The sequence below is a fragment of the Streptomyces sp. NPDC048590 genome (assembly GCF_043199535.1).
Taxonomy (GTDB): domain Bacteria; phylum Actinomycetota; class Actinomycetes; order Streptomycetales; family Streptomycetaceae; genus Streptomyces.
In genome coordinates this window covers 31,638-45,831 of sequence record NZ_JBICWC010000015.1, presented here as the reverse complement: position 1 = coordinate 45,831, position 14,194 = coordinate 31,638, and the positions used below count along the sequence as shown (strand labels likewise).

The window sequence follows — 14,194 nt, the reverse complement described above, 5'->3', positions numbered from 1 at the left end:
CCGCCCCGGAGCGGACATCCGGACTGTCGGTGCCGCCGTCTACCTTGTCGGTAGATGTCACGAAGGGGTCGAGCATGAACTCCAGCTACTACCAGCACCAGTTGGATATGAAGAGGAGGGCCCGCGCCGCAGCCTTGAAGAGGGCGAGCGATCTGGGATTGAAGCAGGCGGACAAGCAGGGCAAGGCTACGCAGAAGGCGGCATCGGCCGGGAAGGCCAGCAGCCCCAACCTGGGGAAGAGCCGGCTGCGGGCCGCCCAGCGCTATGAGAAGGAGGCCAACACCGCCGCGGCCGGAGCCAGCACCTTGATGGCGAAGGCGGCCAAGCTCGAGAAGGAGATCGCCCTCCTGACCGCGAGGCTGGCCAAGGCGCAGCAGGTGGAACGGGAAGCCGACGAAGCGGCGCGTCGCGGTGAAGAGGACGAAGCCCGGCGGATCGCCGCCACGCAGCAGCAGGAAATCGAGAGCCGCCTGTCAGCGGCGGAAGGCCAGGTAGACATCGTGATGAAGGAACTCCGGGCCCCGAAGCCGGAGAAGCTGCGGATCCTGCTGCTGGGCGCGTCGTCCGCCGGGGACCTGCGCGTCGGCCAGGAGCAGCAGAGGATCCGCACAGCGGTGGAACGCGCCACTCACCGCGAGCTCGTGGAGCTGGATGCCCATCCGGCCGCGACCGCCGACGTGTTCCTGAACGCCCTGACCCTGTTCAGGCCGCACGTGGTGCATTTCTCCGGGCACAGCAGCCACGACCTGATCGCCTTCGAGAGGGGAGAGGACAACTTCCACGAGGAGGCCATCGTCAGCGCCGGCGCCTTCGCCAGTGCCATCGCGGCTGTGGACGAGAAGCCGCTCCTGGTGCTGCTCAACTCCTGCCACTCCGCGGCCCAGGCGCGGAAGCTGGTCGGCACGGTGCCGTTCGCGATCGGCATGTCCGACTCCATCGGTGACACCGACGCCATCACCTACGCCGCGCGCTTCTACGCGTCGGTGGCCGATGGCCAGTCGGTTCAGGGTGCGCACCTGCTCGCCAAGGCGGCCATCGCGCTCAACGGTCTCCTCGATGACGAGCTCCCCGTCCTCGCGCACCCCGCTGACGTCGACCCGGGCACGGCGAAGCTGGTGACCCCTCCGCCGGCCTAGCCAACACGTAGGGCGCGAGGGTGCCCTGTTCCGAGCAGGAGCCGGGAACCAGTCGCTGTTCCGGCCCCGTTCGGAAGAGGGCCAGCCACCGGCACCAGATGCGATCCGGTGCCCGACCAGAGGGAACGCGAGCGAGCCCGGACCAACCGGTTGTGACTGAGCGCTTCGGTTGGCGAGTGAGCGCCAGCGCGGAGGCCGGTAGCTGCCTCTACGCCTTCTGGCCGCCCGCGCCGTGCTTGTGGATTGCAGCGTCGAGCACCCCGAGAAGACGGAGTAGCAGGTCCGCGGCATCGTCCCCGTGCTCGGTCAGCGCCCAGGAGAGAGCCGCGATATGTCCGGGCACCGGGGCGGCTCCGCCGGACGCGGTCTTCAGGATCCGCGCCACCTGGCCGCGACTGACGGGCTGGCCCTGCTCGATCAGCGCGGTCAGGTCAGCCGTTGCGGTACACAGCCAGCCGAGGCCGTCGGCCGCTGTCGCAGGGACGGGCTTGTGTGCGGCTGGGCGAAGGTCGGCTTGGTCCAGGACCTCCAGTTCCAGCCCGGCCGCGTTGCACAGCTCCCGCGCGGTATTCCTGACGGTCTCGTCGACTGGGGTGATCGAGGCGAGCAGGTGCACATCCGCTCGGAGCCGCTGGCTCAGTGCGACGTCGCGCTGGAGTTGGGCCTCGTTGAACTCCGAGGCTGAGGTCTTCACTTCCCCGGAAAGGACCTTCCCGTCCCAGATACCGAAGATGTCCACCTCCTCCTGGGTGCCGTCTTCGAAGGTGACGTCGGTGCCGGGGAGGAAATGCGAGCGGGGTATGCGTCGGCAGAGCTCGGCGATGACAAGCAGATGCGGCAAAAGGCCGTTGTCGCTGGCCCGGTCGGTGAAGCTGTCGAGCCGGTAGTGCACGGAGGTCAGCGCGCCACCGGACTGGTAGGCGGACACGGCGCCGCACCCGGGGCACTGCGGGGAACCGCTGGTCTGGACGAGCGGAACGAACGACCGGCTGGTGCACGAGGGGCAGACGCTCTCCAGCCCGCGCTCGGCCCAGCCCAGCGCGCACAGCCGCTCCAGTGCCGCCGCCCGGTCTTCCGCCCTGACATCCTGCAGCTTGTCTGCGGGCAGATAGCGACGCTCGGACCGGCCACCCCACGTGGCGGCCAGCTCGGCGAGGTCGGCGTCCGGATGGCCGTCTGCCCGATGCTCCTTCAGCCGCCTCAACAGCTCCTTGGACCGCGGCGTGGTCAGGGCGATGGCTGCCTCGTAGACACCGGGTTCGAGAAGCGCGGAGCTTTCGGCGCGCTCGGCCAGGGCCGTTCCCAGCCGTCCTGCGGAGGACAGCTGGTGCCCGGTTGTGACATCGTCAAGAAGCTGTTCCGTTGCCTGCGGCAGCAGGGGGAACGTCATCTGAACGGCGATCTGGTGGGGCATCGGCTGGAACGCGAGCTGCAGCTTGCCGTCCCGCCACTGGGCATCGGGGTGGACGAGCCGGGCGATGGACGGGCGGGCTGGCAATCCGAGCAGGGGCTCGCCCCAGAACCTCACCAGGGCCCCGGCATACCCGTCGAACCGGACGGGCTGAATAAAGCGCAGGGTGCTCGGCCCGCCGGCGAAGACCTGGACGTCGAAGGACGTCGGCACGCCGTAGTGGCGTTCGAAGGTCACCCACGCCGTGGGGTCCAGGTCCGTCCGGAAGGTGAACGGGGCGGTCCGGGCCGGGGACGCGGGCATGCGAGCTCCGTCCCGCGGCTCCTCCTCGGTGGGCTCCAGACCGAGCGCCGAGGCGAGTTCCAGCAGATGCTCGGGCGACGCCGAGCGGCTGACGAGCACCACGTCGACGGCGAACTCGCGGGGGCGAGACTTGAGGAGACGGGCTACCTGCTCGGGGAAGTCAAGCCAGTCCTTGACCGTGTCGGCGCCCGGCAGCAGCAGCATCGGCATCTCGATCATGTGGGCCGGTCTCAGCGCCCTGGTGTTCCAGAAGTCGATGCTGTCGGTGAAGCCCTCGCCCTCGACGACCCACAGGACCGTCGGGGTGTGCCTCGCGGGGGTGCTTGGGTACTCGCCGAACTGCGCGAGCGTGCTATGGATCCGGGTGTCCTCATTCAGCTGGTACCGGCCGAACTCGTCCTCCCGCCTGCTCACCCTCACGTGTTCGAGAAAGTGGCGCGGCTCTACACAGCCGGCCGCCGCCAGCTGCCAGAGCGTTCCGGTCGGGCTCGCTGCGATCGGAGGGTAAGCCGGGTCGAATTGCATGACCTCGGCCAGGGAGCAGGTGGATGCCACGTTGCTCTTCCGTATGACCGCAAGGTCGACGATAGGCAGCCCGAGCCCCTGCGCGATCTTCTTGGCAGCCTGAAAGTCGGCGTCGATGTTGACGAGCGCCTCGACCTTGGCCACGCGGACGGTCTGCTCGTGCAGCGGGGACAGGCCCGAAGCCTGGGCTTCGACGATGGGCTCGGTCATGCCGCCCCACCGGCTGCTGGCCTGCGTTACGGCCGTACGGAACCCGGCCACACTGCCGCCCGCAATGAGGTAGGCCGCCCGGGAAGGGAGGACGGCTGCTTCCATGCCGGCCTGCCCCAGATATCTCCTCGAATCCACGGCGCCAGCCTCCCATGGCACTGGCCAGGACTGTAACGACAAGGTCGCCACCGAGAGTCGCCCCAGGGGTGGCACACCTGTTGCCAGTTCACAGCTCAGCGACGCGACGACCAGACCTCTACGTGCTCAGCTCGCCATCTCGACCGCTCACCCGCCACCTGAAGCGCCCAGTCACAGATGAGCCGAAGCACGAGAGATGTCACCGGTGAGAGGCGCCGACCTGTGCTTTTGTGTTGGGTGCAGCAAGGCAGCTGTCACTGGATTTGCACGCTTCTTGTCATCAGCCAGGGGCGAGCGAGGCAGGCGCGCTGTCACCGGAGACGTCGCGGCTGGTGAGGCATATGAATCGGATCGTTCGGGGGCTCAGTGGCGGTCCAGCGTGTCTATCAGCTTGCCGAGGTTCCGCATCGCACGATCGGAGGCGCCCTTGGCTGCCAAAGCTCCCACGATGATGTCCCGCTCCAGCAGCCCCGCGCCGCGCAGGTCCTGCAGGATGCGCCTGGCTTGCTGCTTGCCGAACTGGTCACCGAAGCCGTTGTTCTTGTAGAAGTCCAGCCGGTCGATCGCTTCCGTCAGCTCGGAATCGAACTGCTCGGGCTGCTCATCGGGCCGGGTGAGATCGATGGCGCCCAGTTGGCGAGCCCAGCCTTCGAGCGGGAATCCGTGGAAGCTCTCCACGATGGCCAGGGAGGACCCACGGGCCAGGCTCGCCGCGAAGTCGAGGGTCCTCTCGTCCGGAACATACGCCAGAACTGGACCCTTGCCACGGCCGACACGGTCGCGGGAGGCACGCGGTGTGGTGACAGTGTGTTCCGCCGCAAAGCGCCGGAGGGACGGGATCTGCTGTTCCACGCCGAAGGCGTTAAGCACGAGCACGCCGTCGGCGCTCTGCTCAGCGCATTCTCGCCGCACCCACTTCACAGCCAGATCGGCTGCGATCTCCCAATCCCGCTCGGGGTCATCATCGGGCACCCACGCTGCCCGCAGAATGCTGCTCGCGCTTGCCATGTTCGCGGTCCTCTCAAACTTCAATACGGCCGCGCGGAGGGCGCAGCCGTACCTGGTCACGCTACCCGCTGCCTCTGACAACTGGTCTCTGCACGAGTAAGGGGACGGAACGGGATGTGCCCGCCCTTCGACTGCCAACCCTCCACCGCCATGGGCAACTTCGATGGTCTCGTTGCCCCCAGGGCTGAGACGCGGACGGCACAACCGGACAGCTCGGCCTGACCGGGCTGTTCTTCATCCCTGCCGCCGCCTCCCGCCAGTTGCCCGACGCCATCCATCGGTACTCGCGTCGTTCGGCGGGAGCGCCGTACCGTGGGAAGTGTCACCACGCTGCCCAGCAGAGATGTCACGTCCTGCCACTGGTGACCTCACAGCCGTGCCATCGAGCGCAACTACAGAGGCACAGGTCACAGGGTCGAAGCCATCAACCTGACGCTGGCTCTGTAATGACACCACTGCGCTGGCATCGCAACGGCACTTCACACGGGTATGACCTCGCCGTCGGCGATCGCGTAGAGGTGCTCCACCCTCGCCGTCTTGGCCGCGTAGTCCGGATCTCGGGAGGTCTTCCAGGTCTTCACACGTTGAAAGGAGACGCCTTCCTCACGGAGCAGGACCCGAAGGCCCTCGTGGCTGATGTCGTCGACCACCCCCTCGGCGACCAGGAAGTCCGCCAGCTTGGTCAGGCTCCAGGCCGAAAACGGCAGGCCGTGCTCGACCGGCTTCGACTTCGCGATTTTCTTGATCTTGCGCCGCTCGGGCAGCGTGAACGTCCTTGGCCGGCCGCCCCTGTACTTCGGGTAGAGCGAGTCGAAGCCGTCGGCTTTGAAGTTGTGGATCACGTCCCGGACCCGGTCCGCACTGGTGAACGTCACCTCCGCGATTTTCGCCACATCCATGCGCTGAGCCGACAACAGCACTACCTGGGCCCGCCGCCAGGTCACCACCGAACCGGTGCCCCGACGGACGATCCGCAGCAGTCGTCGCCCCTCGTCGTCGTCAATCTCACTAACCCGCACGCGTTCAGCCACGTGATAATTCTGACTGCCCGCTTCCAGACCATGACGGGCCGCAGACCTGGCTGCTGACGTATCAGAGGGAAGGAAAAATGGAATCATGGATGCTGGACTCGCCGCTCTGCTCGGCGCCGCCGTAGGTTCTTTCGCCACCATCGGCGCGGCGATGGTGAACGGGCGTGCTACCGCACGCTCGCAGTTCCGCCAGTCGCGTAGGCAGCACCGCAGGGACGCCTACGCGCACTACCTCGGTGCTCTTCACGACCGAGACATCGCCATGGACGCGGTGTTGGGCGCGCTCCAGCTAGAGACTCCTGACCTGCGGGATGTGGACGAGAAGGTCCACCGCTTCGTCGCGCTGGCTCGGGACGTCCATCGTGCTGTTGAAGTTGTCAGCCTTGAAGGTCCGCCTTCGATAGTGGCAGCGGCCGACCGTGTGGCTCACGCATCCGGCGACCTCTCCGACGTGATGCGGCGGATGGTGAAGAACGCCCATTCAGGAGACTCCTCCCAGAAGGTGGTGGAAACCGCTCTCGCCGCCGAGCGAGAGCACGCCCTCTACCAGGCCGTGAAGGGCTTCCGCACTGCAGCCGGTGATGTCCTCGGCAATGCGAACTGACCAGTCCGCCATTGCACCACCAGGGCGACACGCATCATCGCGGTGTGATTCGGCATAGTCCGGTCACCAGGTCGATGCCGTCCAAACACGGCAACCGGACGATACGTCAAGTCGGGGCGAACGTTGCTTGATGCGGCACTACTGAACTTGAATGGGTGATGTCGGGGACGGTGAGTGTGGTGGTGCCCCGAGCTGCTCCGCGGATGGCTGCTGCGCCAAGATGAGCGCATGACCGAGAGTGAAGCCGATCTGCTGGCGTTGCTGCGCAAGCTCGATGATCCGGGGTGGTTGGAGCGTCCGCAGCACTACGACCGTGGCGAGACCGCGATGCACTTCGGTGTTCTGGTAGCCCGACTCGAAGAGGACTTCGCGGCCCGCTGCACGGCCGAGCAGGACACCCAGGACTCCAGCGAGTACGGACGCGTTGCCGTGCCCGGGGACGCGACCGTATGCGGTACTCGGATCGTCGTCTGTGTGAGCAAGTTCGGCTCGCTGGCTCTGGTCTGCGCCGACAACCCGGGCGCCTTCTTTGGAACGGATGACGCTCAGACCGAGGGCGAACTGGACGCCGCGGACCTTGCCAAGGTCAACCGGGCGCTTGTCGAGCTTGGCTATGTCGTGGTTGCCGAGGAACTGCTGGAGAGCGACTACGACGGGCCAAGCCAACTGCCATGGCACGTTCAGCGGCCCAGCTGGTGGCATCGCTTCTTCGGCATCTTTTGATGATCACGCCGACAGGGTCAGGCCGGTGCCGGCCAGGCATCCGTCGATCACCTCCGGCCTGTACTGCAGCATCTTGAGCTTGCGCTTCACAGCGCGGGTGACCTGGCCAAGGTCGGCGGCTGCCAGGTTGCCGATGTCGCGTTTGACCAGGGACCAGATGCCCTCCTGCGGGTTGAGGTCCGGGGCGTAAACCGGCAGCTGAAACACAGTGAGCCATGAGGCGTTCGACTCGAAGAACTCCCTCAGTGGCGCAACGAGGTGCATGCGCAGGTTGTCCCACACCAGCACGATCGGGCCGTCGAGCTGCGTGTGGGCGCGGATGACGAGGTCGCGGTAGTCCTTCCAGCCGAAGCCCTTCGGTTCGTTCTTGCGGCCCCGGTACTCACGGATCGCGTAGAACAAACGAGATCGCTCACCCGGCTTGTAGCAGGTCATCCCCGCAATGGAGACTCGACCCGATCCCCGCCCGCGCACGCGGACGACCGGAGTGCTGCCCCTGCGGCCCCAGGTCCTGGCACGCGGCGGCGTCATAGACTGGCCGGCCTCGTCTTCGAAGACCACCCAACCGCCGTTCGCCGCCGCGGTGCTCTTACCCGCGGCCACACCTCTCGTTTCCACAACTCCACCGCGTCGTCGTCACGCTCGATCGCACGCCGGGTCGGCTGCTGCCAGGACCAGCCACAGCGCCGCAGCAGTCGCCACGTGCCCTCCACGGTGTACGAGACGTGGAACAGCCTGCCGATCACCGCCTTCACGCGGGCCAGCGTCCACCGCTGGTCGGCCCACCCGTGTGCCAGCGGACCGAGCTCCAACCCCCGCTCCAACCTGGCCATCTGCGCTTCAGATAGTCGGGGTCGACCAGGTGACCCCTTGGAGGCCACGCCGGCGTAGCCGCCTTCGCGCCACTGGCGTCGCCAACGTTCCACCGACCGTTCCGAGACCCGCAGCATGGCAGCGATCTCCCGGGTCTTCCCGTCAGTCTCGAAGCACGTCACGGCCTGGCGCCGGACCCGCTCCCGCGCATCTCTCTCGACGTCGGTCAAGCCGCCGCCCTGCGGATATCTCACCGAACGAGGACTACCGAGGTCACCTTCACGCTGTCCGGCGAACAGCCCGACATCACCCGATCAAGTTCAGTAGCGAACTTCGCTCCGTCCCCAAACGCGTCCGCTTCGTCGAGCTCAGCGAAAAGGCGCTCCGGGCGCTCGCCGAGGGCGACCTCGCCTGCGGCAGCGCCGAGGCCGGGGTCGCCCTCGACGAGTACTTCGTCTCTGACCGGGCCCGCGGGATCTTCGGCTATCGCGCCGGCCAGCTCGCCGAGGACCCCTCTGTCGCGCCCTGGATCGTGCGGGCCGCACTGTCCGAGCCGGACGGGGCCGTTGTCGGCGACGCCGGGTTCCATGCGCCGCCGGATGAGGCCGGCATGGTCGAGGTCGGCTACACCGTCCTGCCCGGGTTCCGCCGCCAGGGCTATGCCCGCGCCATGTTGAGGGCGCTGGTCGTCAGGGCCGCCGCCGAACCCGGTGTCAGGACCGTGCGCGCCAGGATCGGATCCGACAACGACGCCTCCCTGGCCACCATCGCGGGCTTCGGTTTCACGTGCGTTGGCGAGCAGGGGAACGAGCGCGACGGGCTCGAGCTCGTCTTCGAGGTCCCAGCGGACGCGATCAAGGCCGGGTAGCTGTACGGCCGCGGCGGAATCGTGAGCGTCCTTGTCGGGCCGTGACATGAGAAGCGCCCCACAGGATGGGTGAGTTGTGGAGCTGACCTGGGCCCGTACGGTCTGTGACCCTGCGCACGATACGGAGCCGAGCCGGAGGCATACCCCTGAGCACGGGGATGAGGGGCGTCGGACGTGGTACCCGGATCGCACCGGGTCCCACACCCTCCGCGGCCGTCACCGGAGTTGTCCGTCGCACGCGGAGGCTCCAACTCACCGGCACCGGCACTCAGCCGTCGACGCGGAGGGCGCTCAGCAGCATCGGCAGTGAGGCGTGCAACTCGCTTTCCCAGTATGCCCAGGCGTGGGTTCCCGGGCCGTAGAAGTGAGTGGTCACGTGCTTCGCGCCCACGCGTTTCAGCTCGGCGGCGAGGGCGTGGTTCTGCCGGTTGAAGTCGGCCTCGAGGGCGCTGGTGCTGCCGGGAACGTCCAGGGGGCCGGTGGTGCCGTCGCCGCTGGACAGGTACACGGGGACCGACTTGAGCCGCTCGGCCAGGTGGAACGGGTCGTGGGCCTTCCAGATGCGGCGTTGCGCGACCGGGTCGCCCCAGACGCGCAACGGGTCGTCGCCCTGGCCGGCGAAGAACCCCAGGACGCGGTCGACCGACTCGTCGTTCAGGAGCGGGTGGGCGGAACCGGAGTACGCGGCGGTCGCCTTGAACATGCCGGGGTGCCGGGCGGCGTAGAGCAGGGCGCCCTGGCCGCCCATCGACAGACCGGCGACGACGCGGTCCCGGCCGGCGCCCCAGTCGCGCTCGAGGAGGTGCCGCAGCTCGACCGTGTGGAAGGTCTCCCACGCGGGGTCGCCGCCCTCGCCGTGGTTCCACCAGTCGCTGTACCAGCCGTTCCAGCCGGCCTCCGGCATGACGACCAGTACGTCGCGCAGGCTGTCCGTCTCCGCGACATCGGTCATGGCGGTCCACGAGGTGTAGTCACCGCAGCAGCCGTGCAGGAGCCACAGCGTCGGCCAGTGCCGGTGCCGGTCGTGGGGGTTCCAGCCGTCGGGGGTGAGCAGGCGGACCTCGACCGTACGGCCGCCCAAGGCCGCCGACTTCACCGACAGGTCGACCTGCCGGTCGGCGACCTGGGTGACCGCGACGACCTCGGCGCCGCGATGCTTCGGGTAGTGGTGCGCATCGGCGGCCACCGCCGGCACGGTCGGCGCGAGGGTGGCGAGGACTGTGCCGAGGACGAGCAGGGCTCTGGACCGGAGGGACAGGACGGCGGTCGTGGTCGCTGACAAGGCGGCTCCCTGGGATGCGGTTCGTCGCTGTACGTGCGGTGAGAACGGGCTGGACGCGCGAGGCGTCGGAACTGCCCTTCCCATGGACGGTCACGACGATGCGTCCGGGCTCACCTCATCGGACACCGGACGCCGCCGGGTCCGTTACCGGTGTACGGCAGTGAGGCGTTCCAGGACTTCCCGGAACCCGCGTCCACTCCGGGGGTTGTACGGCTCTCCTCCGACGGGCGGCATAGAAGCCGGTCGGCGCCTCGAGGCCGCCGAGGACGACGTCGGCGAGGTGGAGGCGAGATGGCGGCGCGGGGTGAGGGGCGTCGACGGCAGGACGCACCGCATGGCGAACCAGGAGGGGCCCTGCCTCGCGGGCGAGGCGGGCCGTGGCATTCCTGGTCACCGCAGCAACGGCGACCACGCCCATGCTTCCGCTCTGCGAGCAGCACGCGGGCCGGCCGAACCACTCGTGGGCGTCGCCCTCCGCTGCGTGGAAGCCCTGGCGGAGCCGCACGCCAGGGGCTGGGCGCACGGAGACGTACAAGCCTGCGCACTTCATCGTGAGCCCCCGAACGGACGCACCTGATCGACCTCGCCCTGGCGCGGGGCGGCCACGTACCCGCCGCGTACGACTTCCCGTTCCACGGTTGCCTCGTCCACCCCGAGGCACCGGAGATCTCGCGCAGTGTCCTCGCCACGGAACGGCCGAGGCGACCCAGTCGGCCTACGTGTACGCCCTGGGAGCCTCGCTGCTGATCTCCGCCACCGGCCGCCGCGCGATGCGATACCCGGACGACGCGCCGCGCCCCGTCCAGCGGCGGGCCGTCGCCGACGGAAGGCGCCGCACCGCAGGCATACCCGGTGGACTCGGTGCACTGGTCAAGGCGATGCTCAGCCTGACATCGGAGGACAGGCCGACCATCCACGAGGTGGGTAAGGCCTTGCGCTGAGAGAGCAGCCCGCTGCGATCCCACCGCTGCGCACAGGCTGATCGACCTCGCGCGCGTCACCGACCATGACGCCGGGGTCCCGGATGCAGTCCGTCCTCACCATCGGCAGCTGGGGGCCTCCGGCGTCGCGCTTGTCGTGCCGAGCCGTCGTCGAGACATGCTCACGTCCCAGGCCGGTCCTCGGCGGCCTGAGCGACGGCGGTACGCAGCAGCTCGGCCATCGATCGACCGGCCACCCTCAGCGGTTCGCGGTCACGGGCGGCCCGGCTGAGCATGAAGGCGCCTTCGAGCATCATGACCATCGAGTACGCGAGGGACTGCGCCGCCTTCGGTTGGGCCACCCAGCGACCGAACCACCGCGTCGCCATGCCGACCCATTCCTCGAAGACCTCCGCGGTCGCGGCCCGCAGCTCCTCGTTGCTGCTCGCGACCTCCAGGGCGACCGTCCCGATCGGGCACGCATCGGCATAGTCGGCCGCCGCGAGGTCATCCGCAGCCGCTTCGAACGCACGGACCAGGGATTCGGCCGGGTCCGGCACACTGTCGAGCAGTGCCATGACCATGCGGCCGTACTGGGTTCCTGACGTGCGGATCACGTCTTCGGCAAGCTGCTGCTTGCCGCCGGGGAAGAAGTGGTAGATCGAGCCGAACGGCGCGTCCGCCTCCGTCGCGATCCGCTTCAGACCGGTGGCCGCGTAGCCGTGCCGGCGGAACAGCACCGTGGCGGTTCCCTGGATCCTGGCTCGTGTGTCCGACTGCCCCATTGCCTTCCACCCCTTTCCCGTCCAAGATAACAGTAGATCGATCTATCAAATCGGAGACTGAGATGCCACGTATCGAGTTGTCGTCCGGACCGATCGACTATCAGGACACCCGCGGTGAAGGGCCCGTGCTGGTGTTCGGCCACGGTGCGCCGATGAATGAGACCCAGTGGCGCAAGGTGGTTCCCTTGCTGGACGGATACCGCTGCGTCCTGCCCACCCTGCCTCTGGGCGGTCACCGTCAGCCGATGAACCCGGACGCCGACCTGACCCAGCGCGGTGTCGCCCGGCTGCTGGGCGAGTTCATCGAGAGGCTCGGCCTCGACCAGGTGACCCTCGTACTCAATGACTGGGGTGGGGGCCAGTTCCTGATTTCGGAAGGACGGGACCAGCGCATCGCGCGCCTGGCACTGGTGGCCTGCGAAGCCTTCGACAACTTCCCTCCCGGGCCGGCCAAGGCCGCGGCACAGGTGTGCAGGATTCCCGGCGGCGTCCGGCTCCTGACGCAGCTCATGCGCATGCCCGCTGTCCGCCGCGCCCGGGGTGGATACGGCGGAATGAGCCTGCGAGGGATCCCCGACGAGATCATGGACGACTGGTTCGCCCCCGCCACCCGCAGCAAGGCCATCCGCAGGGACTTCGCGAAATTCGCCACCGGGGCACCTGATCGCAGGACCTTGCTCGCCTGGAGCGAGAAACTGCGGGACTTCGACCGCCCGGTGCTGATCGTCTGGGCTACGGAGGACAGGCTGATGCCGCGCGAGCACGGCCCCAGGCTGGCCGAGCTCTACCCGCAGAGCCAACTGGTCGAAATCGCCGACTCGTCGACCCTCGTCCCGGAGGACCAGCCCGAACAACTAGCCCAAGCACTCACCGGCTTCCTGACCCGAACCGGGGCGGAGCCCGTCCGGCACACCCCCTGAGCCCCGGGCCGGACGCCGGCAGCCCTGCGGTGACCGCTGACGCGATCGGGATGGCGCGCACGGTCCGGAACGTCGCTCGCACTCGCTGGTCGTACGAGACCCGACAGAGGTCGGCACAGGCCGCTCGCCCCTCACTTCCCGTCAGATTGCCGGACCTCGCTGCCCCGTACGAGGCTGCTCCATCGACCAGGCCGACGGCTCGTACGCCTGCTCGTACCTCTTCGTGCCGCGAACGGTGGCCCGGGCCCACTCGGGGCTCCCGCAGTCGCCCTGCGCGAGGAACGGGGAGCAGCGGAGGCACCGGAGACCGAGAGGGCACTGCTTGGGCGAATCGCCTCGGACCGGGCCCGAGGGAAGAGCCGAGGCGGGCGGGGACCGTACCCGTCCATCCTCTGTTCGACCGGACCGAGGAGCAACCGTGACTCGCCCGCTCCGCCCTGGCCCGGACAGGGGGCGGGCGGCCCTACGCGCGGCGAACGCCGACGAGCACCTGCCGCAGGACAGTCATGAGCCGCGCGAGGGCCCTGCACCGGTGCGGCCGGACCTATCACCCTCTGGCCGGTGCCGGGTCATGAAGGTCCGTCAGGCTCGCGAGGACGACACTGCAGGAGCGCTCGACCTCAAGGCCGAAAGCGACGGCGCCCGACCACAAATGCTCGCCGCGATGAGGTTGCTCAAGAGCGGCCTTGACCTGGGGCAGAGCGGGACGTGCGGCCGTACCCGTGCGGGCGAGACAGGCGACGACGTCGCGTGCGGCGGAGTCGTTGTCCTTCAGGGCGGCCAACAGCGCCGGGACGACGATCCCGGCCTCGTTCATGCCGCCTATGCCCCACAGGGCGGATGCGACGTGGACGAGGGCCCACAAGTCGTTCAGTACGGCCGAGCCGTACTGCTCGTTGCACGCGTTCTGCTCGACCCGCTCGCTCAGGATCTGCCGCACGCGCGGCAGGACGGCTGCGGGGCCAGGGCCGATGCGGCCGGCGAGGTCGATCGCGTGGAAGTTCCCGTGGTCGTCGAGGAGGTGCTGCAGCAGCGGCACGACGCTCACGGGACGGCGTTCAAGTTCCCAGAAAATCCTGGCGCAGCAGTGCGGAGGGGGACACCGTCTGCGTCGGCGAGGGAGCCCCGACTCGGTCCGCACCGCTAAGGTGTTCCTGCTTTGAAGAGGGCGGACATTGAGCATCTCGTCGCGTGCGTAGGCCCGCTCTTCCAGCGTTACCTCACCGGTGACCTGCCCAGGGCGCATCCCTGAGAAGGCACGACTTGCCGGCCAGGATGGGCACATTCGAGGAATCAGGCCGCCGCGCTAACAGTGCGCGTAGGGCTCGGCCTGGACGCGGTTGCGGTTTCAGGGGGGTGGCCACCCCGGACGAGGTTACGGGCCATCACCGCGCCCATCATGCCCGTATCCAGATCGCTCACGGTGAGCTTCCAAGTGGAGGACATGTAGGTCACCCCGGTGCTCGGATCCAATGAATTCCACGACCGTAGAATTCCACAGTTACGGAAGTCAACGC

13 protein-coding genes and 2 pseudogenes are annotated in these 14,194 nt (G+C 68.2%); 6 read left to right on the top strand and 9 right to left on the bottom strand.

Translation table 11 applies throughout. The features are described from left to right. Nucleotides 1-74: 74 nt before the first annotated feature. Complete coding sequence (locus ACGFNN_RS32535; protein WP_393561343.1) at nucleotides 75-1,136, top strand: hypothetical protein; 1,062 nt, start codon at nucleotides 75-77, stop codon at nucleotides 1,134-1,136. A gap of 208 nt (nucleotides 1,137-1,344) precedes the next feature. On the opposite strand, the gene ACGFNN_RS32530 is transcribed toward ACGFNN_RS32535, so the two are convergent. From ACGFNN_RS32530 to ACGFNN_RS32520, 3 genes and pseudogenes are all read right to left on the bottom strand, one after another. Further along, nucleotides 1,345-3,774, bottom strand: a complete 2,430-nt coding sequence (locus ACGFNN_RS32530) for a hypothetical protein (protein ID WP_393561341.1) — start codon at nucleotides 3,772-3,774, stop codon at nucleotides 1,345-1,347. Nucleotides 3,775-4,086: 312 nt separating this feature from the next. After that, a complete protein-coding gene (locus tag ACGFNN_RS32525; RefSeq protein WP_334548798.1) occupies nucleotides 4,087-4,731 on the bottom strand; it encodes a hypothetical protein in 645 nt (214 codons plus the stop codon). 485 nt (nucleotides 4,732-5,216) lie between these two features. After that, nucleotides 5,217-5,762 (bottom strand): annotated as a pseudogene (locus ACGFNN_RS32520) (transposase); the annotation flags it as partial. 85 nt (nucleotides 5,763-5,847) lie between these two features. Here ACGFNN_RS32520 and ACGFNN_RS32515 point away from each other — a divergent pair. Both ACGFNN_RS32515 and ACGFNN_RS32510 read left to right on the top strand, forming a co-directional pair. Next, nucleotides 5,848-6,366, top strand: a complete 519-nt coding sequence (locus ACGFNN_RS32515; protein WP_393561339.1) for a proline dehydrogenase — start codon at nucleotides 5,848-5,850, stop codon at nucleotides 6,364-6,366. A gap of 228 nt (nucleotides 6,367-6,594) precedes the next feature. Further along, nucleotides 6,595-7,089 carry a hypothetical protein gene (locus tag ACGFNN_RS32510; protein ID WP_393561337.1) on the top strand — a complete coding sequence of 165 codons (495 nt, stop codon included), beginning with the start codon at nucleotides 6,595-6,597 and terminating at the stop codon, nucleotides 7,087-7,089. Nucleotides 7,090-7,092: 3 nt separating this feature from the next. Here the strand turns inward: ACGFNN_RS32510 and ACGFNN_RS32505 are convergent, their stop codons facing one another. Genes ACGFNN_RS32505 through ACGFNN_RS32495 form a run of 3 tightly spaced genes read right to left on the bottom strand, consistent with a single transcriptional unit; the run spans nucleotide 7,093 to nucleotide 8,491 of the window. After that, nucleotides 7,093-7,620, bottom strand: coding sequence for a transposase (locus ACGFNN_RS32505; RefSeq protein WP_393561445.1), 528 nt, complete (start codon nucleotides 7,618-7,620; stop codon nucleotides 7,093-7,095). Beyond that, nucleotides 7,617-8,156 (bottom strand): winged helix-turn-helix domain-containing protein, encoded by a 540-nt coding sequence (locus ACGFNN_RS32500; RefSeq protein WP_393561335.1) that lies wholly within the window; start codon nucleotides 8,154-8,156, stop codon nucleotides 7,617-7,619. Before ACGFNN_RS32500 ends, ACGFNN_RS32505 begins: the two co-directional genes overlap by 4 nt. Beyond that, the gene (locus ACGFNN_RS32495) at nucleotides 8,153-8,491 is read right to left on the bottom strand and encodes a hypothetical protein (RefSeq protein WP_393561454.1); all 339 of its coding nucleotides are present in this window, start codon (nucleotides 8,489-8,491) and stop codon (nucleotides 8,153-8,155) included. Before ACGFNN_RS32495 ends, ACGFNN_RS32500 begins: the two co-directional genes overlap by 4 nt. Between ACGFNN_RS32495 and ACGFNN_RS32490 the strand changes: the two genes are divergently transcribed. Continuing rightward, a complete protein-coding gene (locus ACGFNN_RS32490; protein WP_393561334.1) occupies nucleotides 8,435-8,770 on the top strand; it encodes a GNAT family N-acetyltransferase in 336 nt (111 codons plus the stop codon). The two genes, ACGFNN_RS32495 and ACGFNN_RS32490, sit on opposite strands and share 57 nt — an antisense overlap. Before the next feature lie 268 nt (nucleotides 8,771-9,038). Here ACGFNN_RS32490 and ACGFNN_RS32485 read toward each other — a convergent pair whose 3' ends face one another. Next, entirely contained in the window at nucleotides 9,039-10,052 is a 1,014-nt protein-coding gene (locus ACGFNN_RS32485) for an alpha/beta hydrolase (RefSeq protein WP_393561332.1), read from the bottom strand. Nucleotides 10,053-10,506: 454 nt separating this feature from the next. Between ACGFNN_RS32485 and ACGFNN_RS32480 the strand changes: the two are divergent. Beyond that, a pseudogene (locus tag ACGFNN_RS32480) lies at nucleotides 10,507-10,993 on the top strand (protein kinase family protein); the annotation flags it as partial. 161 nt (nucleotides 10,994-11,154) lie between these two features. Here ACGFNN_RS32480 and ACGFNN_RS32475 read toward each other — a convergent pair. Beyond that, entirely contained in the window at nucleotides 11,155-11,757 is a 603-nt protein-coding gene (locus ACGFNN_RS32475; RefSeq protein ID WP_393561330.1) for a TetR/AcrR family transcriptional regulator, read from the bottom strand. Nucleotides 11,758-11,819: 62 nt separating this feature from the next. Here ACGFNN_RS32475 and ACGFNN_RS32470 point away from each other — a divergent pair, with 62 nt between their 5' ends. Further along, nucleotides 11,820-12,677, top strand: a complete 858-nt coding sequence (locus ACGFNN_RS32470; protein WP_393561328.1) for an alpha/beta fold hydrolase — start codon at nucleotides 11,820-11,822, stop codon at nucleotides 12,675-12,677. A 547-nt stretch (nucleotides 12,678-13,224) separates the two neighbouring features. On the opposite strand, the gene ACGFNN_RS32465 is transcribed toward ACGFNN_RS32470, so the two are convergent. After that, nucleotides 13,225-13,725 (bottom strand): hypothetical protein, encoded by a 501-nt coding sequence (locus ACGFNN_RS32465; RefSeq protein WP_393561326.1) that lies wholly within the window; start codon nucleotides 13,723-13,725, stop codon nucleotides 13,225-13,227. Nucleotides 13,726-14,194 lie beyond the last annotated feature (469 nt).

What these genes read in the sequence shown, in the direction of transcription:
- ACGFNN_RS32535 (WP_393561343.1), top strand. Translation starts at nt 75, where the DNA reads ATGAACTCCAGCTACTACCAGCACCAGTTGGATATGAAGAGGAGGGCC.
- ACGFNN_RS32525 (WP_334548798.1), bottom strand. Translation starts at nt 4,731, where the DNA reads ATGGCAAGCGCGAGCAGCATTCTGCGGGCAGCGTGGGTGCCCGATGAT.
- ACGFNN_RS32515 (WP_393561339.1), top strand. Translation starts at nt 5,848, where the DNA reads ATGGATGCTGGACTCGCCGCTCTGCTCGGCGCCGCCGTAGGTTCTTTC.
- ACGFNN_RS32510 (WP_393561337.1), top strand. Translation starts at nt 6,595, where the DNA reads ATGACCGAGAGTGAAGCCGATCTGCTGGCGTTGCTGCGCAAGCTCGAT.
- ACGFNN_RS32505 (WP_393561445.1), bottom strand. Translation starts at nt 7,620, where the DNA reads ATGACGCCGCCGCGTGCCAGGACCTGGGGCCGCAGGGGCAGCACTCCG.
- ACGFNN_RS32495 (WP_393561454.1), bottom strand. Translation starts at nt 8,491, where the DNA reads ATGGAACCCGGCGTCGCCGACAACGGCCCCGTCCGGCTCGGACAGTGC.
- ACGFNN_RS32475 (WP_393561330.1), bottom strand. Translation starts at nt 11,757, where the DNA reads ATGGGGCAGTCGGACACACGAGCCAGGATCCAGGGAACCGCCACGGTG.
- ACGFNN_RS32470 (WP_393561328.1), top strand. Translation starts at nt 11,820, where the DNA reads ATGCCACGTATCGAGTTGTCGTCCGGACCGATCGACTATCAGGACACC.